Origin of the sequence: Dyella sp. SG562 (assembly GCF_011759495.1) — a bacterium.
Lineage (GTDB): Bacteria > Pseudomonadota > Gammaproteobacteria > Xanthomonadales > Rhodanobacteraceae > Dyella_D > Dyella_D marensis.
Genome location: NZ_JAAOYS010000001.1, coordinates 535,539 through 558,618, shown reverse-complemented (window position 1 = coordinate 558,618; position 23,080 = coordinate 535,539). Strand labels below are relative to the sequence as shown.

Here is a 23,080-nt window from a genome sequence, read left to right as displayed (position 1 = left end):
GGCGGCACCCATGCTCAGTGCAGGGTGACCGTGAACGTAAGATGCTTGTCCGGGTCGGCCAGCCGGAAGTATTCGCCGCTGATGGCCAGGCCGTTCTTGCCGGCGAGGCGGAAGGCGTCCTCGCCCTTGTCGACCCACGCCGAGGTGGCTTCGGCGGCGCCGGGCATCGGCACCTCGCGGTTGCCGGTGACGCTGCCGGTGGCGGCATCCAGCTCGATCACCCGCAGCTGGGTCTGCGACAGCGACTGCGCCGCCTGCGTGTCGGCCTGCAGCAGCACGTAGACGGTGCCGCCCTTGTGCAGGCAGTGGGTGGCCCGGCCCTGGAAGGTGTTGGACGGCAGCTCCAGCGGGCGGGTCCACAGCACGCGGTTGGCGGCGGTGTCCTCCACGTAGACGAACGGCTTCTGGTTCATGCCGTCCGCGTCGGCGACGGCGCCGACCACGCATTGCTTGTTGTCCCCGGCCGGTTCCGCCGCATAGGAGGAAAAGCCCTGCGGCACGCTGGCGGCGGAGGGTGCGCCGACTGCGGCGGGCTTCGGCGGCGCCGTGTCCTTGGTATCGGCAGCCGATGCGCCCTGGACGAGCAGCAGCAACAGCAGCAGCGGGAGAGTGAAGCCCTTCCCGGTTTTGAGTGATGCGGTTCTGATCGACATGGCTGGTCTCTGCGGAAGAAGCCGGGCCTGTCCGTGCGGACAGGCCCGGGCGTTGCCGGTTAGTGGGAAACGCTGGGGCCCGCCTGCGCGGGCGCCTGCTGCTGCTTCTGCTGCGCGTTCTGCGTCTGCGTGCTGGCGGCATGCTCCAGCGCCGTGGTGCTCTTTTCCAGCGGGGTGTTCACCGCCTGCGCGGTGTCCACGCCGGCCACGCGCTTGAACGGCGAGTTCAGATCGCCCTGCACCGCGTAGGTGTGCTTGGCGTCGTCGCTGAGCACGGCGTGGTCGATGCGCTGCAGGCCTTCCTCGCGTGCGCGCGCCGCGAGCGAGCCGGCGAGCTGGCCGCTCTGGTGGTTCGGTTCGCGCTGGTGGGCGGCGTCGAGGCGGTGCACGGCGTCCAGCGCCTGCTTGTACAGGGCGTTTTCCGGATGGGCCGGGTTGTCCAGGCGCATCGGCGCCTTCGGGTCCTGGCCGTGCTGCTTCTGCTGCTCGAGCTGGTGGCGCACCGCGTCCATGGTCCTGGGCCCGGCAATGCCATCGGGTTCCAGCTTGTGATCGTGCTGGAACTTGCGCAGCGCCTCGTCGGTGAGGCCGCCGAACTTGCCGTCGGGATGCACCGGATAGCCGAGCCTGGTCAGCTCCTGCTGCAGGCTCATCACGTCGCCGCCGCGGGCACCCTTGTGCAGGTAATTCTCCTGCGCGTGCTTGTGCTCCGCCGGATGAGCCGGCGGCTGATGCGCAGGCGCTGCCGGTGTGGCGGGCGGGTGCGGGGCTGCGCCGTGGCTCGGCGGCGTGGGCGCGTGATGGCCGGCCGGGTGATGGCGCGTGACCATCGGGCCGTTCGGCGCCTCCGGGATATTGACCTTCTCATGCCCGTGCAGCGGCTGGTGCACCTGGAACTCGGGCTTGGGGCGCATCGCGCCGACGATCTTGAAATCGCCGCCGTTCCAGTAGCCCTCCTTGGTGTCGGTCGGGCCCATCGCCTTGCTCAGCGCGGGGCCGGTGCTGACCTGGGAGCCGTAGAACTCGATGTTTCCCTTGTCGTCGTAGCCCTTGAAGATGGCCACGTGGCGTCCGTGCTTGCTGTCGAACATCAGCAGGTCGCCCGGCTGCAGCGAGCCGGGCGTCTTGCGCGCGTCCTCGGCCGGCACGATGTCGAAGTGCTGCTTGGCGTAGCCGGTGAAGCCGCCGTCGTAGAGCTTGGAGGTGGCGAACGGTTCGTTGCCGACGTCGTAGCCGGCGTTCTTCATGCCGCGCCAGACCAGGGACGAGCAATCGACGCCGTAGTAGCCGTCCTTGTCGAGGTCCTGCTCGGTGCGGCTCGGATCCGAGCGGTGATTGGGGGAGCCGTTCTTCAGGCTCATGTCGCCGCGGCCGTATTCGTACTTGCGGCCTTCCTGCGCAAAATGACGGTAAGCCTCATCCAGAATTTCGCGACCCATACATCCTCCGAGTGGTCAGAAAGAAAGGCTGCTTACAGTCCCATCGAGAACTCTGCGTACTGCGATGCGCTTACCCAGCCGGCGGCGCAATCCACGTACTGCCCGTGCTCCAGCCGGCAGGCGCCCTGCGGCGCCGGCTTGATCCACTCCACCTTCGGCGCGCCGGGCTCGCCGCACAGCTCGCTGTGCTTGCAGGCCGCGACGGATTCCGCCGGGATCGCCACCACGTAGTGCCATTCCGGCTGCCCCGCCTGCTTGTGCGCGTTGGCCATGACGCAGACGAACTGCATGTCGTGCAGCCTGGCCACCGGCGTGGACGGGAAGGGCGGGAACGCCGTGGCCAGCACCGCGGAGGGCTGGTCGTTGGCCTGGATCTGGCCGTAGATGCCGTCCGCGCCGCAGCCTTCCGTGTTCACCACGATCTGGTACTCGCCGGCCGTGCATTCCGGCGCCCAGTCTTTTTTCTTCTGGGTGCAGGCAATGCCCGGCAGGTTGGCGACAGGTAGCGGCAGCGGTCCTTCCATGGACATGTCCTTGGGCACCGAGGCATCGGCGGCCGGCGCGGTGCCGGCCGGTGCCGGTGCATGCGGTGCCGGCCGGGCGGAAACGGCGGTGGCCGGTGGCGTGGCAGCGGCTTCGCCGGAAGGCACCGGCAGCTGGCCCTCGCTCGCCGAATGGCTGCACGCTGCCAGCAGCAGGCAGGGCAGGAGGCGGAGGCTGGATCGGCTGACGGTCATGTTGATGTTTCCTTCCGGAGCGGGTTTGCGGTGGTGCGGAGCGGGAGCGGCTGTCGCGTGAGAAACGGCCGCGTGCCGGGCATCGAAGTTCGGCAGGTTGTTCAGGGACTTTCGCAGTCGGTTGACTGGGCCGCGGCCGGCGCCTGTTCCGGCCGCGGCACAGCGATTACCTGTGCTGCGGCGTAGTCGCCTGGGCCTGCTGAGCCTCGTGCGTCTGCGTCTGCGGTTTGCCGGCGGCCTGCTGTTCGCCGAGCTTGGCCATCTCGCGGCTGCTCTGCTCCAGCGACGTGTTCACCGCCTGCTGCGTCGGTACCTCGGCCATGCGCTTGTGCGGCGAGTTGAGGTCGCCCTGCACGGCGTAGACGCGGCTGCCGTCCTCGCTCATCACCACGTGGTCGATGCGGCTGAGCCCGGCGCGCTGCGCGGCGACGGCGAGCGAGCCGGCCACGTTCTGGCTGATCTGGTCCGGCGCGCGCTGGCGGTCGGCGTCGATCTTGTGCACGCCGTCCAGCGCCTGCTTGAACACGCCGTGCGCGGGGTGCGCCTGGTCGCCGAGGTGCTTGCCGTCGTGCCCGGCGTGCTGCTTCAGTTCGCGGTCGAGCGCGGCCTTGGTCTGCGGGCCGTACTGGCCATCGGACTTCAGGCCGTGGTCGTGCTGGAAGGCCTTGAGCTTCGCTTCGGTCTGCGGGCCGAACTGCTTGTCGGCCTTCAGGTCGTAGCCCAGGCGGTTGAGTTCCTCCTGCAGCTTGCCGACCTCGGCGCCATGCGCACCCTGCTTGAGCACACCCGGCGCGCTGTCGCGGGCCGGCTCCGGGGCGTGCTGCCCAGGTGCGCGCTTCATCAGCTGGTCCAGGCCATCACGGTTGCGCGTGATGTCGTGCATGTAGTCGTAATTGCTGGTGCCGTTGCTGTCGCGCATCACGCGGCCGCCGGTGACCGCCGCCACGGCGCCGCCGTAGCCGGCGATATGGCGCGCCTTGAGGAAGCCGGCGATCTTTTCGGGCTTGTCGTCCTCGTGCAGCACGCCGTTCTTCAGCGCCTGCTTGTAGGCGTGGTCGCTGTTGATGCGGAAGGCGTTGTCCTGCAGCTCGGCGGAGCCCTTGTACTTCTCCAGGCTCAGGCCGTTCTTCCAGTTGGAAGGATCGTTGAGGAATTCGGTCATGCCGCCCTTGGAGGCCCATGCCCATTCGCTGCGGCTGCCCTTCATGGCTTCCTGCAGTTTTTCCTTGTCGATGTAGCCTGCGTCCGCGAGCCAGCCGGCGCCGGCCTGGTAGCGGCCGACATAGCCTTGCTTGTTGGTCACACTGAGGTTGCCGCCGTTGCTCTCCGTCATGACGACGGAAGCCACGAGCCGGCGGGTCATCGCGTCGTCCAGACCGGCGATGTTGCCCTGGTGGTATGCCTGCGCAGTGGCCACTGCGTGCTCTCGTCTATCAGCCATTGCTTACTCCTTAGTGGATGACGATGCTGGTTGAGTTGTAGGTGGAGGTTTTATGACTCCTTACAGCGCATGGCCTCCATCCGCTGCGCCGGCTTGCTCCGGTAGAACACGAACGTGGTGCTGCCCGGACCCTGGTTGCCGCCGTCGTCGTCGATGTAGGCCTCGGCGAAGACGGGCGCGGCGTTGGCCCCGAGCGTGATCTGGTAGAAGGCGTTCTTCTGCGTGTTGGCGGCGGTGGTGCCGAAGTCCAGCGCGCAGGAGCCGCCGATGGACTTGATCGCGGCATCGCCGCTGAGCTGGTGCTGCAGGATTTCCTGGTAGTTCTCGCTGGGATAGAACTTCACCAGCGCGATCGACTGCACCGCGGCCGCGTCGCCGTTGAGCGTGGCGCCGACGTTGCCTTCGTTGTCCTGTTTGGTGCCGGCCTCGCCGCCCGTCTTGCCGTCCGGCACGTCAACCATGCCGAAGCCCGCCAGCAGCAGGTTGCCGCTGCGGTAGTGCGACATGTCGGGGCCGGTGGCGTCGGGGTTGTCCAGCGGCCTGGCGTCACGCCACTGCACGCCGGCGACGGTGTCGAAGGCCGCCCAGGGCGAGGCGTTGGTGGCGGCGAATACGCCAAGAAGGTTCTGCAGGGGAGACATGGCACTCTTTCCTTGAGTTTCGGCGGCGGCATGCACCGCAGGCGCGGAAGCCGCCGCTGCCGGTGCCTTCGCCGACGACGCGGCGGAAGGATCGGCCGATTGCGATGAGCCGCACGCGCTCAGCGAAGCGAGCAGCGCGACGAGCAGTAGCTTCCTTGGGCTCATGGATCGATGGGTCCTTTCAATCTGCCGTCGGCGAGTTTCAATGCCGCGGCGGCGTAAGGCAAGTGCAAGGGATGTGCGGAATTGCCTGAAATTTGCTCTGCGTCGTGCGCTTCGTCTCATCCGTCCACCTGCGGGCAGGTGGGCGGCATCTTTCCGTCGTGCAAACGTTCAGCGGCTGGATTGGGTCGAGTCGGACACGCCGTTCGCGGGGTTCGCCGGCGGCACCGGTTCCAGCGAGCTGCCGAGGTTGCCGGTCGTCGATGCGCCCGGGAACGCTTTCGGGCAGATTTCCTCGTAGACGAGTGCGGACGTCGGGTTGAAGCACTCCCAGTCCGTGACCGTGAACGAGCCGGTCACCGGATTGGAGGGCAGCCAGCAGTCCGAGGGCATGCCGAGGGTGCAGAACAGATAGGGGTTGTTCCCGTAGTAGGGGATGGCCTTAAAGAACTGCGCCGACGCGGTGGTGCTGGCGGCCAGGAGCAGGATGAGCAGCAGTGCTTTCTTCATGGGCATTCCTTTGCGTGAGATGGGATTGACGGATGCGTTAGCGGGAACGCTGCTTCCAGTACATGTTCATGGGCTGGCTTCAGCACGCCGTTTCCCGCGCAGAAACTGCAGCAGTGCTTGTCGTTCGCGTTATCGCGTTACTGAATGCGCCGAGCCAGGCTGCATCCGGAGTAATAGACCCAGCACTTTGCAGACCCTTTCGAGGAGCAGTTCTTCATGCCTAGCCTGGATGCGTCATCCGATGTTTGGGCATTTTCGGTCCAGATGATCTGTCCATTCGCCATCACCGCGACACAGGCGTTCGCGTACACGTTGTTGACCGTGCAGTTGGCGCCGCCACGGTTGTGGCATTCCTGCATCGCGGAAGAGATCGCGCTTTCTTTGTCTGGCATGTCGGACACGATGCCAAAGGCACCCTGGTCCGACACCACCGCTCCCCAGCGCGAAGCCCAGCGCACAGGGGGCTGCGACGGTTGCTGAGGCTGCTGCTGGGCGTTGGGGTCGGGCCCGCAAACGCTTTGATCCTGGGCCGTTCCGTAGGGAATCATGCCTGGAGGGCAGGAGACCTGTGCTCGTACCCCGGCGCTAAGGCCAATAAGACAGATCAGCAGGAGAATTCTTGCTTTCACATCTATGTCCTCTGGCTTGGCTCAAAGGCTTTGACTTTGTCCTCGGAAGCTGCCGCCGTCGTAGTGCCTATGACGCGGGTGCCCGCATTCGGGTTATACGTGGCGCCTTGAGGGATCGCTTGTTGCGAGCTTCCGGAATTCTGGATCTGCGGCGGCGGCGCCGCATACGGCATCTGCTGGCCACTGGGGCTCATTTGAGACGAGGAACCGCCGAAGGCCGAATTGAACATGAAGTTGCCCATCGTGCCTTGGAAGAACAGCGAAGCCATGGGCGGAACGCTGATAATCAGTGCCGTCATCAGCAGGCCGATGCCGCCCTGCTGCAAGGCGAGGCTCGACAAGCCCTCGGTGCCTTCTGCTCCAGGGATAAGGCTATTGATCATATTGGCCGCCCATAGTGCCTCGGCGACGCTCAGGCATAGCCGCATGGCGATCGAGGTGACCACCGCCAGCATGGCCATCGAGAACAGCGTGCCGATGCCGTACATCAACCATTTTCGGAATAGTTCCTTGGTCTGCTCAAAGATCAGGCACAAAATGAACAATGGTCCCAATCCTATGAATAACGCCATAGCGAACTGGTAGAGCAGCAGCATCGCGCCGGCGGTCATGGGCGGGCTGGCGGTGCCGAACGTGGCCAACAGTTCGGCCTTGGATTTCTCGCTGGCCATTTCGATGTCGGTGGGGTTGACCTTGATCACATTGATCGCCGACAAGGCCAGCTGGGTCTTGGCCAGGTTCTTGTCGATCATGTCTTCCGGGGAGCTGTCGCTGCCGGTGAACAGGAAGTTGATGTGCTTGCCCAGGTCGGTGGTAAGCAATTCCTGGATGTCATTGCCGGCAACGGCGAGCGTGGTCGCCACCGAGACGATGAATACTATCTTCGCCATGTTCGCGACCAGGGCCATCATTGGCTCGCGGCTCTGGCCGGTGACCATGCGATAGCCCTGGATCATGATCCAGAGGGTGACCAGGATGACCGCGAAGGTCGACACCCACAGAGACATGCGTCCGAGGACGTCTTCCTGGAAATGGGCGATCTGGCTTTTCAGATAGCTGTTGACCAGCGAGAAGAAAATATAATCGCCGGTAGTTGCGGCAGGCTGCACCATAGCACCCAGTTCCTTAGGTTCGTGTCGCGAATGGCATCAATGCAGAACGGCTCAGTTGCCGTTGTTGAGATGATCGAAGGCGAGCTTCAGCGTGCCGGCCTGGACTAGGGTACCCAGCAGCGAACTCTTGCCCTTCATCGCCGTCTGGCCTAATTGGGCCTGCTGGCTTTGCAGATACTGGATTATCTGTTCGTCGGCCTGGACCTGTACCTGCCACAGACGGACTTCGGCATCCATGCTGGCCTGGCCACGCACGATATTGGCTTGCGCGCCGGCGAGCGCACCCTGGCTGGTGCCGACCATCTGCGATATCTGCTCGAACTGCTGCATGTAGCCGCCGTAGACGGTGTTGATGCGGTTGAGCATGTCGACGGTGAGGTTGTACTGGTGGTTGCGCCGCATCACGATCTGCTGGCAGATCTTGAGCTGGGCGTCGACCACCGGCTCGTTCATGCTGGGCATGGCCAGGGATATCAGGTCGGAGATGCTGGGCATGCCATCCTTGGAGGAGGGGCACGCATCCGCCACGCCGTCTTTCAGATCGACCCTGGTGTAGGTGGTGTTGAGGGTCAGCACGCTGCTGAAGCTCATGCTCTGCAACGAAATCAGCTGCTGCGCGTAGTGCTGCAGCACGGCCTGGTACTGCGCGAGCTCCTTGCCGTACTGCGCTGCGGTCTGCAGGAAGTTCGCCGCATCCTGCGCGATATGCGCCGGGTCGATGACCGCCCACTGCGCCTGCGCCTGATTGGCGTAGAAGCCGCTGAGCGAAACCACCGCGAATGCCACGGCAGCCGGAAGCTTCAGAAGACGGGGGGTGCGCGTTTGCTTGGTCATGGCACGTTGTCCGTAGTCGAGGGTTGGGGTCAGCCGGCCGCGGTGCGGCGGGGGGTGTTCTGGTTGGCGCCGGCCGGCGAGCTGGGCCGGCCCTTGCCGCTGCCCTTGCGGCGCTCGTAGAAGGTGGGCAGCCACTGGTCGGGCTTGAGATCGCCGGCGGGCACGCCGGCGGCATTGGCGTGTTCGGCCAGCACCTGGTGCATGATCTCGATGTTGTCGGTGGAGGCGGAGATCACCGCCAGCGCATCGTCCAGGCCGCGCAGGTTGAGCTGGCACACCGACGAGGCATGGCCCTGCTTGACCAGGAAGCAGCGCGAGCGCTCGTCCAGTCCCACCACCACCTGGTATTCCGCTTCCGTCAGCTTGAGGCCGTTGATGTAGTCCTCGCGGCTGGCGTTGGGATTGGGCAGCAGGATCATGGTGGCGGTCTGCTCGATCAGCGCCGCGGAGATGTCGCTGGCCAGCGCGTCCTCGGGACTTTGCGTGGCGAAGATGCCCATGCCGTTCTGCTTACGGATGGTCTTCTGCTTGTTCTTGGCGAATTCCTTCAGGCCGCCCTTGCCGTCCAGGATCTTCCAGAACTCGTCCATCACGTAGATCAGGCGGCGGCCGTCGATCAGCGACTCCAGGCGGTGCAGCAGGTAGTTGATCACCGGCGAGCGCACTTCGGGGTTGTCGATGATGTCGGTGTAGTCGAAGCCGATGATGTTGGCTTTCTGCAGGTCGATGGTGTCGACCGGGTTGTCGAACACCCAGCCCAGCGAGTTGCCGGCGGTCCACTTGCGCATGCGCACGAACAGGCCGTCATCGCCCATGTTGGGCAGGCTCTTCTGGAAGTTGGTCATGGTGCGCAGGTGCATCGGCGTGTCGAGGATGGCCTCGACGGCGCGGAAGATGTCGTCCTCCTCGCGCGAGCTGTACACGCTTTTGCCGGCCAGCACCTTGATCAGGTCGGACAGGAACTGCACGTTGCCTTCGTTGCGCTCGCACTGGAACGGGTTGAAGCCCGTGGGCTGGCCGTTCTCCAGCGACAGGTAATTGCCGCCGCAGGCGCGCACGAAGATCTCCGCGCCCTTGTCCTTGTCGAAGAAGAAGATGGTCGGCGCGGGCTTCAGCTTCTGCACCTGGCTGAGCAGGAAGTTGATCAGCGCGGTCTTACCGGTACCGGACTTGCCGATGACCATGGTGTTGGCGATCGCCTTCTCGCCCAGCGAATTCTCGCCCGGGTGGGTGGCGTGGAAATTGAAGTAGTACGGCTGGCCGTTGGTGGTCTGCAGCGTGGTGACGCAATCGCCCCAGGGGTTGTTCTCCTTCTTGCCCAGCGCGAAGTTGTGCAGCGGCGACAGGCCCAGGAAGTTCAGCGAGCTGACGTTGGCCAGGCGGGTGCGGAACTTCCAGTTGGCGGGGAACTGCGAGTAGTACGACGCGGTGACCGCCAGGTCTTCCTTGATCGAGACGAAGCCGGCGTTGGAAAGCTCCGCGCGGGTGGCGGCGATCTGCTGCGAGAGCAGTTCGTGCGTGGCCGCGTAGATGGTCATCATGAAGTGGTACTCGCCCAGCACGAAGTTGCCGGAGGCGAGCTGGTCCATGGCCTGGTCCATCTCGATGATCTGGCTCACCGCCTTGTCGCCGGAGGAGATCATCATGCCCTTGGTGCGCTCCAGCGCCTTGAGCGCGTCCTGGCGGCCCATCGGGCTGAACGAGTGGGTGACCACGTATTCGAAGTCGAGGTACTTCAGGCCGTTGAGAATGCCCGGGTAGGTACCGTCCGGGTATTCCTTGATGTTGAGCACCGCACCGAAGTGATTGACGCCGGTGGGCGTGGTGATCACGAAGTCGCCGGTCTTGGCGGAGAAGCGCTGCTTGCTCACCGGCAGGTAGCGGTACACCGGCGCCTGCAGCACCGGCACCGGTTCGTCGATGCGGTTGAGCAGGTAGCCGAAGAATTCCAGCGGCTCGGAGAACACGATGCCGTTGCTGGCTTCGTACATGCCCAGGCGCGTGGGCGAGTACTCCTTGAGCACCGCCTCGACGTTGCCGGCCAGCTCCAGGATGGTGGCGACCGCCTGCTGCTGCTCGGCTTCGAGCTGGCTGACGTTGTCCGACTTGTCGGCGAAGCGCTTGCCGGCCACCACCGGACGGTAGATCAGGGTGAGATACAGCTCGTTCTGCATCAGCTTCTGGGCCGACAGCGCGCTGTAGTAGGCGTCGGACAGGCCCTGGTTGAAGGTGTGGTCGAACTTGCTGTTGTTGACCAGCTTGCGGCGGCGGCGCACGTCGTGGACCCAGAAGGCCACGTTGACGAAGTCCGGCGCGCGCAAGGTCTGCAGCATGCGGTTGAAGGTGTTGTGCCGGTGCTCGAGTTCCCATTCCTCGCGTCCGACGAAGGGCAGGCCTTCCAGCCGCCATACGAGCATGTAGTCGCCGCCCGTGGTCTTGAGCACGGTCGGGGATACATGGGTGGACAGTGGCAGGAATTCGCTGATGGGTGCGTCTGACGTGAACATGGCTCGATGACCGGTGATGTGTCGAAAAAGGCCGCCCCCGGCGAAAGTCTTCGCCGAGGGGCCCTTGTGTTACTTGTCTTTGTGATCCCGATAGGCATTGGGGGTGAACACCCACATGCCTTCGTTCTGCTGCAGGTTGCGCACCCGGGTCCGGAACTGCAGCCGCAGCCCCAGCAGGCGGAAGATCAGCTCATCGCGGCGCGCCATCTGGCGCATCACCATGACGATCGGCGGGATGATCGCCAGCAGCAGCATGTTGCCGGAGTACATGGCCAACAGCAGTCCGCTTCCCGCTCCGATGAAGAAGGGTATGTACGGCACGCCCATGAACATGGGCGGGCGCGTGCAGCCCCGGAAGAGCGCGTTCTTATGCATAGTGCTGCAGGATGTGGATCACGGCGGCCGAGCAGGTGTTGCCGGTGTCGCCGATCAGCATCTTGGCGATCTGGGCCGCCGCGCCGATCAGCACGCCGCCGATCAGGATCGGAGCCACGTCGCCGATGCGCTTGTGCGCGAAGGCGATCTGGTAGCCGGAGAAGATCACCGCGATGGTCACCACGGCGATCGACGCCATGTTGAGCAGGCCGTTGATGTTCTTGAAGAAGCCGCAGACCTTGGTGTCGGTGCCGGCGAAGTCCTGCGCGAACGCCAGGTCGGGCATGGCGATGGTAGCGACAAGGACCAGGCCCACGATCATCATGGCGAGCATGTTCTTGGTGTTCATGTTGGTCGGGATGTTGAGCTTGTTTGCCATTGGACGGTTCCTTCTGGGCGGTTCGGTGACGGGCGTCAGCCCGCGGGCTTTGGTGATACGACGGACGGCCCGGCCTGGGCCGGAGCTTGCTGGCGGCCCGAGGGCCTTCGCGGCAGGCCAGGCGTACCCGCGCGCGAATCGTGGTGGCCGCGCCCCGCGGGCGGCAGCCGGAAGAGGTCAGAAAACGAAGGCGGCATCGCTGCCTCCCTGGCGCATGTCGGCGCGGTCGGTGCCCGGCGCCACGTTGGCGTTGGCTTGGCGCGGCTGCTGCTGTTGCTGCTGCGGTGCGCGGTCGTTGGGGCCGCGCACCTGCGGCGTGAACACCTCGTCGCCCTGCCCGGCGGGGCCGGCGACCGGATTGCCGGCGGGAGCGGCGCCGACGACGCCGGCCATGATCGGCTGGTTGTCGTTGGCCTGGCCCTGGAAGTTGCCCGGCATGGCCTGCGGTGCCACCTGTGCGTTGGCCTGGCCGTTGGGCGCCATGGCCTGCTGCATGGTCTGCGCGAAATTCGGATTGGGCACGCCCTGCGGCATGGCCTGCTGCGGCAGCGCGTTGACCTGCTGCTGCGCCGGCTGCATGCCCAGGCGCGCGGCCACCGCGTTCACCGCCGCGGTGGCGGCGGTGTCGATCGCCACGCTGCGCAGCGCCACGCGGTACGAAGCGTCGTCGATCTGCGTATTGACCACCGGCGGCACCACCCGGCGGTTGGCGTTCTGCGGCATGGCCTGGCTCTGGCCCTGGCTCTGCAGCGGAATGGCCTGGGCCACCTGGGTGTTGCTGGCCAGGCGCATGCCGCGGCCCATCGAGTCGTAGATCTTCTGGACGTAGCCGTCGCGGTAGCCGGTGGTGAAGTTGCCGGAGTAGTAGCAGCTGAAGGCCTTGCCCCAGTCGCCGCCCGCGCTGGCATAGCACTGCGCCAGGATGCGCGAGCCGGCGATCAGGTTGCCGCACATCGAGAACGCTTTCTCGTAGGTGTCCAGGCCGTACTTGCCGAAATTGCTGCGGTTGACCTGGGCCAGGCCGACCGAGAAGTTGTAGCCCTTGTTCTCCAGCATCTGGACGGTGGCGATCGCCTCGTCCAGGTTCTGCGGCTGGCGCACCAGCTGACCGCCCACCACGCCGATGGCGAAGGGGTTGGAGCTCGACTCGACATTGACGACGTGCTGCATCACCTCCGCCGGTACGGCGAGGTTCTGGCAGGCCATCATTTCCAGTCCGGTCAGCATGGTCGGTCCCTGCGCTCCTGTGCCGTCAGCCGCCGGCGAACTGGCGGGCGGGGTTGAAGTCGATGCCGGTGATGTAGCGCCGGCCCGCGTGCGCCTTGATGTGCACCACGATGTCGATGGTCATCTGCAGCAGGCGCTTGATGGTGGCGAACTCCAGGCCCGAGCCTTCGGCCGAGGCCTTCACCATCAGGGCGAGCTGGTCCCAGGTCTGTTCCGGGCTGCCGGCGTGGCAGCTGGTGATCGAACCCGGATGGCCCGACGCGCAATTGCGGATGAAGTAGAACGATTCGTCGCCGCGCAGCTCGGCCAGGATGATGCGGTCCGGCTTCATGCGCAGGCACGCTTCCATGCAGCTCTTCGCGGTGACGTTGCTGGTGCTCTGGCCGCCCTTGGAATAGAGCAGGTGCACCACGTTGGGCTGGTCCAGGAACAGCTCGCGCGCATCCTCGATGCTCACCAGCCGCTCGTGGTGCGGGATGTGGTGCACCAGCGACTTCATGAAGGTGGTCTTGCCGCTGCCGGTGGCGCCGGAGACCACGATGTTCTTCTTGTACAGCACCGCCTGGCGGAAGAAATCCGCGTAGCGGCGCTGCGCGCGCAGGTCGAGCAGTTCCTGGTCCAGGCTGCTGATGCCGTGCGCGTCCTCGATGATCTCGCTGAAGAAGCCGTCGTCGTGGTACTGCGCCAGCGTCTTGGTCTGCTTGGACGGCAGGCGGATGGTGATCGAGACCTTGCCGGCCTCGACGGCCGGCGGGATCACGAACTGCGCGCGCTGCCCGGTAGGGAAGGTGAGCGACACCACGGGGTCGGCGTCGGTGATGCGCTGCCCCGTGTTGCTCTCGTTGACGACGGCGGTGCAGAACTGGCGCGCGCGGTCGAAGGTCAGCGACGGGACTTCCATCTTCTGCCATCCGCCCCGGCTTTCCAGGTACAGCTCGCCCGGCCTGTTGATGCAGATTTCCGTGACCTCGGGCGAGGCCATGAACTCCTTGATGCCCAGTACCTCGTACTGGTAATCGAGGAATTCGTTGGAAACCTGTGCGACTGCGCCGTCATCCATACCGGTTCGTCTCGTTCCTCAAAGCCGGGAGACCACGCCGCTGAAATCCACGTCCTTGGCGACGTAGACATACAGCACCGTACCCTGGTTGACGGTCACCGTCGGCAGCCGGTTGGCCGCTTCGCGTACGGCCTGGTTGGCCAGGCTCTGGATGGTGGCCGCGGTGTTGCTCTCGAACGGCGACTGCGTCACCACGCCATTGCTGACCGTGGTCTGGCGCGGGCCGTGCTCGGCCGCCTCGTACTTGAACGCGTCGCTGAGCAGGCTGATCAGCAGGGCCGCGCCGATGCGGCTGGGCCAATGCGCGTCGTACTGGCCGGGGTGGCCGGAGCTGCCGAGGTTGTCGATGCCGGGGCTGGACATGTTCACGTCCACGCCGTTGGGCGTGATGATGCGGTCCCAGATCACGGCGATGCGCGGACCCTTCGGCACCGACTGGTACTTGCCCAGCACCTTCGAACCCTTCGGCAGCAGCAGCTTGTGGCCGTTGAAGGAGTACACCGGCTCGGTGACGATGCAGGTGGTGAAGCCCGGGAAGTCGCTGATGATGCGGGTTTCGAGCACGCAGCGGATGTACGTGCCGCGCTGCATCAGCGTGTCGGGGTTGTGCACCGTCTGCGCGCTGGCGTTCTTGTCCAGCGAGTTGAAGCCGAAGTCCGGACGGTTCGGGTCGCCCTGCTGCTGCGCCGGCTGGTTCGGATTGCCCATGCCCGGCAGGCCCTGCAGATAGGGATTGCCGGCCGGCACCGGATTGCCCTGCGCATCGGCCGCCTGCGCGGCGGAGTTGCCGGTCATCATGCGGCGCTCGACCAGGCTGGGGCCGCGCGGGCCTTCCTCGCGCTTGGGCTGCGGCGTGGGGTTCAGCGGCAGCGGCGGCGTCTGCGCGACCTGGATCGGCTCTGCCTGGCGCGGCGGCGGCGGGGGCGGCAGCGGGATCGGCCTGGGCGCGTCCGGCACCGTGACGGTTTCTTCCTTCGCCTTCTTCGGCTGCTCATGGCGCGAGGTGGCGCCGTTGACCAGCCAGAACGCGAGCACTACCAGCAGCGCCAGGATGCCGCCCATGAAGCCGAGTGCGCGGCGGTTCATGCGCTTCAGGTCGTTGGAGCGCAGCTGCGGCGCGTTGGCGTCCAGGTCGGGGACGGACTGCTGCTGCTGGTAATTGGTGTGATAAGGATTGCTCGACAACGGCTCGCCGCTGCCTTGCGGATTGTCCTGCGGCGCGCCCTGGCCGCCCTCGTATGGATTGTTCGAGCTCACTTTTTGGTGTTCCTTCGCAGGCCTACGACGTTGTCGCCGTGACGGATGACCAGGTAGGGATAGGTGCCGTGCACGATGATGGTGTTGCCCTCGACGGTGGTGTTCACCAGCGAGTCTTCGCCATGCTCACGTTCGCGCATGTACACCACCGGGAAGTCGCCCGTGGGGAACTTCGCCAGGTCCGGCAGCTTGATGTAGGTGAAGTGCGCGTCGTCGTAGACGTTCACCGGAATCAGCCAGGGCGACTTCTTGCCGCCGCGGGTGGCGTAGTCGTAGTCGAAGTTGTAGACACGGTCCTTGTGCAGTTCGGTGCTCTGCTCCGGCACGGCGGCGGTCTTCACCGCCTCGTCCGCGAACGCGGTGTCGCCCGGATAGGTGAAGCTGATGCGGTACTGCACGCCGGCGCGCTTGGCCTGGTCCAGCGCCTTCCAGTCGGTGGCGACGACTTTCAGCTCGAAGATGTACGAATGCGTCTCCGTGCGGATCATCAGGTTGGTGTCGACGTCGACGTTCTTGGGCTTCAGGTAGAACACGTTGTCGCGGCGCGACAGCTCCCAGCCGTTGGCGAAGCCGGTGCTGTAGTCCAGGATCTTCTCGTTCGGGCTGAGCTCGATCTGCGTGGTGATGCCCAGCGCGGTGCGCACCTGGTAGATGCGGTCGGGCTGGTACTCGTACTGCTGCACCACCTGCGCGTGAGCGTAGTGGGGCGCAAGGCCCATGGCGGCCATGCAGATGGCGCCAGCCAGGGCTAGTTTCCTCGTTCGGTTCATCGACGGCCGACTCCATTCGCGGTGTTACGGGGCGCCGGCGCGGCGGGCGCCGGTGCCGTGGTCCTGGGGGCTTCGCGTTCCGGAATCGGGGATTGCGGAACGGGAGCGGTGCGCAGTCCGTCGTCGGGCGCGGCGCCCGGCTGCACGGTCATGGTGCCTTCGGCCGGCGCGGCGCCTGCCGGCGCGGCGGCGGCCTGGTCGGCATTCGGGTCGGGCGCGGCCGCCGGCACCGGGACTTCCTCCGGCGGAGCCGTGGCGTAGTCGTTGTCGACGCGGTAGCTGGTGACCTGGAAGCCGAGCGGGTTCTCGATGCGGTACTGGTCGTCCATCTTCAGGTTCGCCTTGTAGGCGAATTCGATGGTGGCGATCTTGCTGTCCAGCGGCTGCAGCGTGCCGGACTGCTTGTTGTAGATGCTGCGCTGGAAGCGCACGGTGGCGCCCTTGGGCGTCTGGCCCTGGCCGCCGCCGATCAGCACGATGCTGAGGATCTTCACGCGGATCGCCCGCTCGCGGCCGTACAGCTTGTACGGGCTGGTCGGGTTATTGGCCGCATGCAGCACGCGGAAGGCGTCGGCCACGTCCGGCGCCGACATCACCAGCACGGTGCCCCAGTCGCGCAGCGTCATGGTGGCGACGTCGAAGGACTCGCGCGCCAGCACGAAGTGCGCCACGTTGCTGCGGTTGATCGCTTCGCTGGTGCTGATCTGGCGGTTGGTGAAGTCCTCCGTCAGGCGCGCCACGGTGGCGGTGCCGGTGTAGGCGTCGGCCATCACCATGTAGGGGATCTTTTCCTTCAGCGGCAGCATGTAGAAATAGCCGCCGGCAAGGATCAGGGACATCACCACGGAGGAACCGGCCACCCACCACGCGCGGCGTTCGCTGCGCTTGGCGAGGTCGGCGACGGTCACCTCGAAATTGACCGACTTGGCGACGGCCTCGTCGATCTTCTTGCTCGATGTGCGCTTCAGCATCGGCGGAAACCCATAACGGAATTCACGACTAATCCCCTGTGATTACTTCGCGCTCGGCGCGCTGGGCGCCGGGCTGTTCGGTGCATCCGCCGGCGCGCCGACGGAACCGCCCGCCGCCTGCACCAGGATCTGGCGCTCGTCCGCGCTCACCGACACGCCCTGGCTGGCGTAGATCGACGACAGCTCGGCCGTGGCGGACTGGATATCGGTGGTGTGCAGGTCGCTCACGCGCTTGTAGAGCGTGTAGTCGGAGGGCAGCTGGTAGGACAACTGCATGCCGGTGTCGCGCGACCAGCGCGTCAGCATGTTCTTGAGCGTCTCGTCCATCGGCGAGGCGTAGAACGTGTAGTTCTTGGCAAGCGGAATCTCGGTGGGCGCGTCCTGGAAGCGGTTGACCTGTTTCCAGGAGCCGCCGAAGTCCTTGGCCGGCGTAGTGCCGCAGCCGGAAAGTGCCAGGGTGGCGAGCAACGAGGCGCCCAGCAGGGCCGGTTTGAAGAAATCCTTTTTCACGTCGTACCCACAAGTTGTAAGGAAAGCCGATATCGAGCCGTGAATCGTTCGCCGCAGGGTCCGCAATACCCTGAAACCAGGGCATGCCGATGACACCGGCGCAGGCCGGCGGCGTCAGATTCAGAGCAAGCGAAGAAGCGTCGGTGCGCGAGAACGCGCCGGAGTCCCCGAAGGTCCGGTGCGGAGGCAGGCGGTCGAGCCGCCGGTTGTTTTCCCCTGTCGCGCTACGGCGATGGCGGGCGACGCAAGCGCCCGCGAAGTGATGTGCATCGATTCCATTCAGACTCCCTGTCTAGTCTGGCTTCTTGCGACCGTCCTTAAACCTTGCATGCGGGCGGTTGGATGTGCGGCCAGCACACTTATTACAAGTAAACCGCACATTAATCTCCGGGGGCCAGACCCCGAGGGGCGGATTGTGACGCAGTGCGCCTAAATTTGGCAACGCGGTGTGTAGGTACAGCTTTTGCTTAGCGTTTGAAACATTGTCGTAAATCGGCCATAAAACAGTGGCTTGGGCATTTGGACGTCTAAACGTCCAGCCTTAACAACTGCCTTGTTGCGGCGCGCTTTTCAGGCCATTCCTGAAGGCTGGTCAACTGACCTGAAAGGCATCGCGCCACCACGACATCCGCGCCGCTTCGGCCGGCCCGTCGTAGCAGACCACGTCGAAGCGGCAGGGGCTCTGTGCGTGCTTCGGGTGCGCCGCCAGCCATAGCCGGGCGGCGCTGATCAGCCTGGCCTGTTTTGCGGCAGTGATGGAGCTGGCCGCATCGCCATGCGTGGCCCGCACGCGGTGGCGCACTTCGACGAAGACCACGGTGTCGCCCTGGCGCATCACCAGATCGAGCTCGCCGTGGCGCGTGGTGAAGTTGCGCGCCAGCAGCGCCAGCCCGGCCCCTTGCAGGGCCGCGCAGGCGCGTTGCTCGAACAGCGCGCCGGCGGCGCGCATCGGTGCCGGATCAGCCCTGGCCGGGCGGCGGCGCCGTGCTGCCGGCAGGGGCGGGCGGCTGGGCGGGCGCGCTGTCCATCTGCAGGCTGCCGCTGAGCGGATGCGCCAGGCCGTCCTGGAACTTCGCCCACACCAGCACGCGGCGCACGCGCCCGAACTGGTCCGCGGTCAGCTGGCCGCTGGCGCCGGGCAGGTAGCTGCCGGCGTGCTCGCGCAGCCAGTCGACATAAGGAATGAGGTTCCACGCATCCATGCCGAAGGCGAACAGCCGCGCCGCGGGGCCGCGCGCGCTGGGCAGCTGCGCGGCGATCTCGGCGTGGTCGGGCAGGCCGGGCTGGGCGTCGAACAGCCAGGGCGCGTCGCAGAACTCGACGCCTTCCAGGTCGTGGTTGGCGCCCGCGTCGTCCACGCCCGCATACACGTGCGAGGTGGCGAACACCGGCAGGTTCACGCGGGCCAGGCGCAGCTGGGGCAGCAGCAGGCGCGCCTGTTGCGGACGCATGCTGATGAAGACGCCGGCATCGGAACCCGCATCGGCCGCGTTGAGCCCGGCGATCAGCGAGGCGTAATTGACCCCGTTGCCGTTGAGCGTGGCCATGCGCGCCACCTTGCCGCCGCGCGCTTCGAGCTCCGCCTTGAAGGCATTGGCGGCGCGCTGGCCGTAGTCCTCGCCGGTCACCACCACATAGGCGGTGAGCAGGCCGCGCTCGACCATGTGGTCCGCCGCCTGCGCGCCCTCGGTTTCCGGCAGCAGGCCGAATTCGGCGACGCCGCCGGCCGGCAGGCTCTTGTCGTCGGGATGGTTCAGCGCCAGCAGCTGCACCGGCAGCTCGGCCTGGCCGAACAGCGCCGACACCTCGCCGCGGGTGAGCGGGCCCACCACCAGCTTGGCGCCGTCGGCCACCGCCTGCTGATAGGCCTTGACCGCGCCGGCCGGCGTGCCGCCGCTGTCGTAGACCTTCACCGGCGGACGCGGCGCCCGGTTGCGCGCGGCATCGGCATAAGCGGCGAAGAAGCCTTCGCGGATGGTGGCGCCGGCCGCGGCGAAGCTGCCGCTGGCCGGCAGCAGCAGGGCCACGCGCTCGGGCATCTTGTAGCCCTCGCGCACGTTGGCGTCCTGCCCGGGGATCATGGTGCCGACCTGCTGCTCCAGCGTCGGCTGCGGGCGCGCCACGGCCACGCCGAGCTGGCTCAGCGCCTCGTTGATCCACGGCAGCATGCGGTCGCCCTGCTGCATGGCGGCGGCGCGCTGCTTGAGCGGGTCGACGCCCAGCTTGGCCAGCTGGGCCAGGATCTGCTTGCGGTTCTGCGTCTGATCGAGGCCGCTCAGGCGCTCGTCCATCTCCACGCGGCTGCGCGCGGCGCCCCAGGCATCGCCGGTGGCGTCCATCGCCTTGGCGCGCAGCTCCAGCTGGCGCAGCTGCAGGTTGGCCGGCACGGCGACGCCGGGCTGGGTGGTGAGCTGCAGCGCGCGCTGCGGGTTGTTCTGCTTCAGCGCGAGCTCGGCCTGCAGCAGATCCAGCCGCACCGGCTCGTCGCCGCTCAGGCGCGCGCGCTTGATGGTGGGCAGGAAGGCGGCGGCCTGTTCCAGGCGGCCTTCCTGGCGGTAGGCCTCGCCGGCCAGCAGGCGGTAGTGGTCGGCGGCGCCGGACGAGGTGCCGGCCAGGGCGAGATAAGCCTGCGCGGCCTGGTCGAAGCGGCCATCGCGCGCCATCGCGGCGGCGCTCTCCTCGGCGGAGACTTCGGCGGGAGTGCGCGTCGCGCTCGGCGGCACGCAGCCGGCGAGCGCCAGCGAGATCATCAGGCCGAGGCCTGTGGCGCGAATCAGGCGCATGCAAACGTCCTTGGATCTGTCGACACGAAGAACAATTGGGCGATCATAGCCGATCGTGCCGACCGCTTATGTCAGAGGAACTGCCGCCCATGTCTCAGCTTAAGCCCGGTTGTCTGTGGGTGGTGGCCACGCCGATCGGTCATCGCGACGACATCTCCGCGCGCGCCATCGAGACCCTGCGCTCCGTCGCCGTGATTGCTTGCGAAGACACCCGGCACAGCCGGCCGCTGCTCATGCATCACAACATCGGCACGCCGCTCACGGCCCTGCACGAGCACAACGAGCGCGAGGCGGTGGATGCGCTGGTGCGCAGGCTGCAGGGCGGCGAATCGGTGGCGCTGATTTCCGATGCGGGCACGCCGCTGGTCAGCGATCCGGGCTTCCGCCTGGTGCGTGCCGCGCGTGCCGCCGGCATCCGCTGCGCGCCGGTGCCGGGCGCCTGTGCCGCGATCGCCGCCTTGTCGGTGGCGGGGCTGCCCAGCGACCGCTTCGTGTTCGAGGGCTTCCTGCCGCCGAAGTCCGCCGCGCGCCGCGCGCGCCTGCAGGAGCTGGAAGGGGAAGGGCGCACGCTTATCTTCTATGAGTCCTCGCACCGCGTCGCCGAAAGCCTGGCCGACATGCGCGACGTGTTCGGCGAAGCGCGCGAGGCAGTGCTGGCGCGCGAACTGACCAAGCTGTTCGAAACCGTGCTGGGCGAGCCGCTCGCTGCGCTGGCCGCGCGCGTGGCGGCCGATCCGGACCAGCAGCGCGGCGAATGCGTGCTGCTGGTGCATGGCCGCGGCGACGATGCCGATGCGCGCGTGGCCGAAGGCCGCCGCGTCTTCGCCATCCTGCGCGAGGAAATGCCACCGACGCGGGCCGCCAAGCTTGCCGCATCGATCACCGGCGCCTCGCGCCGCGCTTTATATGAAGGCGGCGACTGAAGCGCGGAGATGCCGCTGCGGTTACAATGGCTGGCGGAGTCGGCCGGGCAGTCGCGATACGCGCAAGCGCATCGAGGAAAGTCCGGGCTCCACAGGGCAGAGTGCCAGGTAACGCCTGGGCGGCGCGAGCCGACGGAAAGTGCAACAGAGAGCAAACCGCCGAACGGCATCTTCGATGCGCGTGGTAAGGGTGAAACGGTGCGGTAAGAGCGCACCGCGCGCGGGGCCAACGCCGCGTGGCACGGCAAACCCCACTCGGAGCAAGACCAAATAGGGGAACGATAACGCGGCCCGCGTTGTTCCCGGGTAGGTTGCTGGAGCCTGGCGGCGACGCCAGGCCGAGAGGAATGACTGTCGCGCCGCAAGGCGTACAGAACCCGGCTTACAGGCCGACTCCGCCTCTTTTTTCTCCCGCGCGCAGGCCTCTAGGCGGTGGCCTGGAAGGATCTCGCGTGGGATTTCCTGGAGTGGCAGGCCGCATGAACGCGGGTTCATGCGGCAGGCTCGCGCGCCCGCCTCCAGGACTGCGAAATGGTTCGCAAGTTTTCCAAAATTTCCTAGCCATTCAAATACCTCGGGGTATTTCCTAAGAAAAGGCTGGAATTACTGCCACACCTCCGCCTTTCTCATTGATTCACAAGCAAAATTCCCTTGACAGTCTCAGGGGGCGAGACTATCGTGGGTTCCCGTGTGAAATCGTGGGAATTCGTGGGAGTTATCGGGCCGTGTTCCAGGGCGAAACCGCCATCACCGTCGACGACAAGGGCCGCCTGGCCATCCCGACCGCGTATCGGGATCAGGTGGCGGACGCGTGCGCGAATCGCCTGGTGATCACCTACAACCCCTTCGACGCGGGCTGCCTGTGGGTCTTCCCGTATGCGGAGTGGGAGCAGGTGCGCGACCAGGTCAACGCCCTGCCCAAGGTCAAGGCGGCCCATCGCGACATGCAGATGAAGCTGGTGGGCGCCGCGGCCATCGTCGAACCGGATTCCGCCGCGCGCGTCCTGCTGCCGGCGAGCCAGCGGGCGGCGGCGGGCATCGAGAAGAAAGCGGTCCTGCTGGGCATGGGCAACAAGTTCGAGCTGTGGAGCGAACAGGCCCACCTGGCCAAGATCCGCCAGACCCTGGGCGAAGACGACATCACTGACGAAATGGCGGACCTGCGCCTGTAACCGGACACGGTGGCGGCGCAGCGCAGCAGTACATGGGACGGGAGCGGGAGTGCGGCATGGCCGAGCAAGTGTTGCGGCACATCCCGGTGATGCTGGGTGAAGCAGTGGAGGGTCTCGCCGTGCGGGCTGGCGGGCGTTATCTGGATGGCACCTTCGGACGCGGCGGTCACGCCCGCGCCGTGCTGTCGCGCCTGGGCCCCGACGGCCGCCTGCTGCTGATGGACCGCGACCCCGCCGCCATCGCCACCGCCCAGGCCGAATTTGCCGCCGATGCGCGCGTGTCGATCCGCCATGCCAATTTCTCCAGCCTGGCCGAGTGGGACGAAACCGCCGCCGGCCTCGACGGCGTGCTGCTGGATCTGGGCGTCTCCTCGCCGCAGCTGGACGAAGCCGCGCGCGGCTTCAGCTTCATGGCTGACGCGCCGCTCGACATGCGCATGGACCCGACCCAGGGCGAAAGCGCCGCCGACTTCCTTGCCCGCGCCGACGAGCGCGAGATCGCCGACGTGCTGTGGGTCTACGGCGAGGAGCGCTTCAGCCGCAAGATCGCCCGCGCCATCGTCGAAGACCGCGCCGGGCATCCGCTGACGCGCACCGGCGAACTGGCCGGGCTGATCGAGCGCGTGATCGGCCGCCGCGAGCCCGGCAAGCATCCGGCCACGCGCAGCTTCCAGGCGCTGCGCATCCAGGTGAACGGCGAGCTGGACTCGCTCAGGCAGGGGCTGGCCTCGGCGCTGGAGCGCCTGAACGTCGGCGGCCGCCTGTCGATCATCAGCTTCCACTCGCTGGAAGACCGCGCGGTCAAGCTCTTCATCCGCGACCATTCCGGCCGCGTGCAGGGCAGCCGCCGCGGCCCGCCCGTCGCCGCCGCGCCCGCGCGCCTGGCCGCGGTGGGCAAGGCGCAGTTCCCGTCCGAGGCCGAGCAGGCCGCCAATCCGCGCTCCCGCTCGGCGGTGCTGCGCGTGGCGGAGAAGCTCTCATGAAAGTG

22 protein-coding genes, 1 other RNA gene and 1 pseudogene are annotated in these 23,080 nt (G+C 66.4%); 4 read left to right on the top strand and 20 right to left on the bottom strand.

The annotated features are described in order from the left end of the window. Positions 1–14: 14 nt before the first annotated feature. The 20 genes and pseudogenes from FHW84_RS02380 to FHW84_RS02285 all read right to left on the bottom strand — a co-directional run bounded on the left by FHW84_RS02380 (position 15) and on the right by FHW84_RS02285 (position 19,997). The gene (locus FHW84_RS02380) at positions 15–653 is read right to left on the bottom strand and encodes a hypothetical protein (RefSeq protein ID WP_167252506.1); all 639 of its coding nucleotides are present in this window, start codon (positions 651–653) and stop codon (positions 15–17) included. A 59-nt stretch (positions 654–712) separates the two neighbouring features. After that, the gene (locus tag FHW84_RS02375; protein WP_167252505.1) at positions 713–2,092 is read right to left on the bottom strand and encodes a peptidoglycan-binding domain-containing protein; all 1,380 of its coding nucleotides are present in this window, start codon (positions 2,090–2,092) and stop codon (positions 713–715) included. A 32-nt stretch (positions 2,093–2,124) separates the two neighbouring features. Further along, entirely contained in the window at positions 2,125–2,829 is a 705-nt protein-coding gene (locus FHW84_RS02370; protein ID WP_167252504.1) for a hypothetical protein, read from the bottom strand. A 166-nt stretch (positions 2,830–2,995) separates the two neighbouring features. After that, positions 2,996–4,270 (bottom strand): XVIPCD domain-containing protein, encoded by a 1,275-nt coding sequence (locus FHW84_RS02365; protein WP_243867814.1) that lies wholly within the window; start codon positions 4,268–4,270, stop codon positions 2,996–2,998. 50 nt (positions 4,271–4,320) lie between these two features. Next, positions 4,321–4,911, bottom strand: coding sequence for a hypothetical protein (locus tag FHW84_RS02360; protein ID WP_167252503.1), 591 nt, complete (start codon positions 4,909–4,911; stop codon positions 4,321–4,323). A gap of 333 nt (positions 4,912–5,244) precedes the next feature. Further along, positions 5,245–5,583 (bottom strand): hypothetical protein, encoded by a 339-nt coding sequence (locus FHW84_RS02355; protein ID WP_167252502.1) that lies wholly within the window; start codon positions 5,581–5,583, stop codon positions 5,245–5,247. A 137-nt stretch (positions 5,584–5,720) separates the two neighbouring features. Continuing rightward, entirely contained in the window at positions 5,721–6,212 is a 492-nt protein-coding gene (locus FHW84_RS23360; protein WP_167252501.1) for a DUF4189 domain-containing protein, read from the bottom strand. A gap of 2 nt (positions 6,213–6,214) precedes the next feature. Beyond that, positions 6,215–7,324 carry a type IV secretion system protein gene (locus tag FHW84_RS02345; RefSeq protein WP_167252500.1) on the bottom strand — a complete coding sequence of 370 codons (1,110 nt, stop codon included), beginning with the start codon at positions 7,322–7,324 and terminating at the stop codon, positions 6,215–6,217. Between the two features lie 51 nt (positions 7,325–7,375). Continuing rightward, complete coding sequence (locus FHW84_RS02340) at positions 7,376–8,158, bottom strand: hypothetical protein (protein WP_167252499.1); 783 nt, start codon at positions 8,156–8,158, stop codon at positions 7,376–7,378. A gap of 29 nt (positions 8,159–8,187) precedes the next feature. Further along, positions 8,188–10,665, bottom strand: coding sequence for a VirB4 family type IV secretion/conjugal transfer ATPase (locus tag FHW84_RS02335; RefSeq protein ID WP_167252498.1), 2,478 nt, complete (start codon positions 10,663–10,665; stop codon positions 8,188–8,190). 69 nt (positions 10,666–10,734) lie between these two features. Continuing rightward, complete coding sequence (locus tag FHW84_RS02330) at positions 10,735–11,040, bottom strand: VirB3 family type IV secretion system protein (RefSeq protein WP_167252497.1); 306 nt, start codon at positions 11,038–11,040, stop codon at positions 10,735–10,737. Continuing rightward, positions 11,033–11,374: a TrbC/VirB2 family protein gene (locus tag FHW84_RS02325; protein WP_279589658.1), complete on the bottom strand. Its 342-nt coding sequence runs from the start codon at positions 11,372–11,374 to the stop codon at positions 11,033–11,035. Before FHW84_RS02325 ends, FHW84_RS02330 begins: the two co-directional genes overlap by 8 nt. Before the next feature lie 765 nt (positions 11,375–12,139). Beyond that, positions 12,140–12,646, bottom strand: a pseudogene (locus FHW84_RS23445) (lytic transglycosylase domain-containing protein); the annotation flags it as partial. Between the two features lie 25 nt (positions 12,647–12,671). Beyond that, complete coding sequence (gene virB11, locus FHW84_RS02315; protein WP_167252495.1) at positions 12,672–13,706, bottom strand: P-type DNA transfer ATPase VirB11; 1,035 nt, start codon at positions 13,704–13,706, stop codon at positions 12,672–12,674. A gap of 18 nt (positions 13,707–13,724) precedes the next feature. Next, positions 13,725–14,963 (bottom strand): TrbI/VirB10 family protein, encoded by a 1,239-nt coding sequence (locus tag FHW84_RS02310; RefSeq protein ID WP_167252494.1) that lies wholly within the window; start codon positions 14,961–14,963, stop codon positions 13,725–13,727. Then, positions 14,960–15,691, bottom strand: coding sequence for a TrbG/VirB9 family P-type conjugative transfer protein (locus FHW84_RS02305; RefSeq protein ID WP_243867853.1), 732 nt, complete (start codon positions 15,689–15,691; stop codon positions 14,960–14,962). Before FHW84_RS02305 ends, FHW84_RS02310 begins: the two co-directional genes overlap by 4 nt. A 38-nt stretch (positions 15,692–15,729) precedes the next feature. Next, positions 15,730–16,704, bottom strand: a complete 975-nt coding sequence (locus FHW84_RS02300) for a type IV secretion system protein (protein WP_167252492.1) — start codon at positions 16,702–16,704, stop codon at positions 15,730–15,732. Positions 16,705–16,746: 42 nt separating this feature from the next. Continuing rightward, positions 16,747–17,184 carry a hypothetical protein gene (locus FHW84_RS02295; protein WP_167252749.1) on the bottom strand — a complete coding sequence of 146 codons (438 nt, stop codon included), beginning with the start codon at positions 17,182–17,184 and terminating at the stop codon, positions 16,747–16,749. 622 nt (positions 17,185–17,806) lie between these two features. Next, positions 17,807–18,163 (bottom strand): YraN family protein, encoded by a 357-nt coding sequence (locus FHW84_RS02290; protein ID WP_167252491.1) that lies wholly within the window; start codon positions 18,161–18,163, stop codon positions 17,807–17,809. Positions 18,164–18,173: 10 nt separating this feature from the next. Continuing rightward, positions 18,174–19,997 (bottom strand): penicillin-binding protein activator, encoded by a 1,824-nt coding sequence (locus FHW84_RS02285; RefSeq protein WP_167252490.1) that lies wholly within the window; start codon positions 19,995–19,997, stop codon positions 18,174–18,176. Between the two features lie 89 nt (positions 19,998–20,086). Between FHW84_RS02285 and rsmI the strand changes: the two genes are divergently transcribed. The 4 genes from rsmI (at position 20,087) to rsmH (ending at position 23,075) form a co-directional block, all read left to right on the top strand. Continuing rightward, positions 20,087–20,920 carry a 16S rRNA (cytidine(1402)-2'-O)-methyltransferase gene (rsmI, locus tag FHW84_RS02280; protein ID WP_167252489.1) on the top strand — a complete coding sequence of 278 codons (834 nt, stop codon included), beginning with the start codon at positions 20,087–20,089 and terminating at the stop codon, positions 20,918–20,920. Between the two features lie 35 nt (positions 20,921–20,955). Then, positions 20,956–21,321, top strand: an RNA gene (rnpB, locus tag FHW84_RS02275) — RNase P RNA component class A. A 324-nt stretch (positions 21,322–21,645) separates the two neighbouring features. Beyond that, complete coding sequence (gene mraZ / locus FHW84_RS02270; protein WP_167252488.1) at positions 21,646–22,092, top strand: division/cell wall cluster transcriptional repressor MraZ; 447 nt, start codon at positions 21,646–21,648, stop codon at positions 22,090–22,092. Between the two features lie 56 nt (positions 22,093–22,148). Beyond that, entirely contained in the window at positions 22,149–23,075 is a 927-nt protein-coding gene (gene rsmH / locus FHW84_RS02265) for a 16S rRNA (cytosine(1402)-N(4))-methyltransferase RsmH (protein WP_167252487.1), read from the top strand. Positions 23,076–23,080 lie beyond the last annotated feature (5 nt).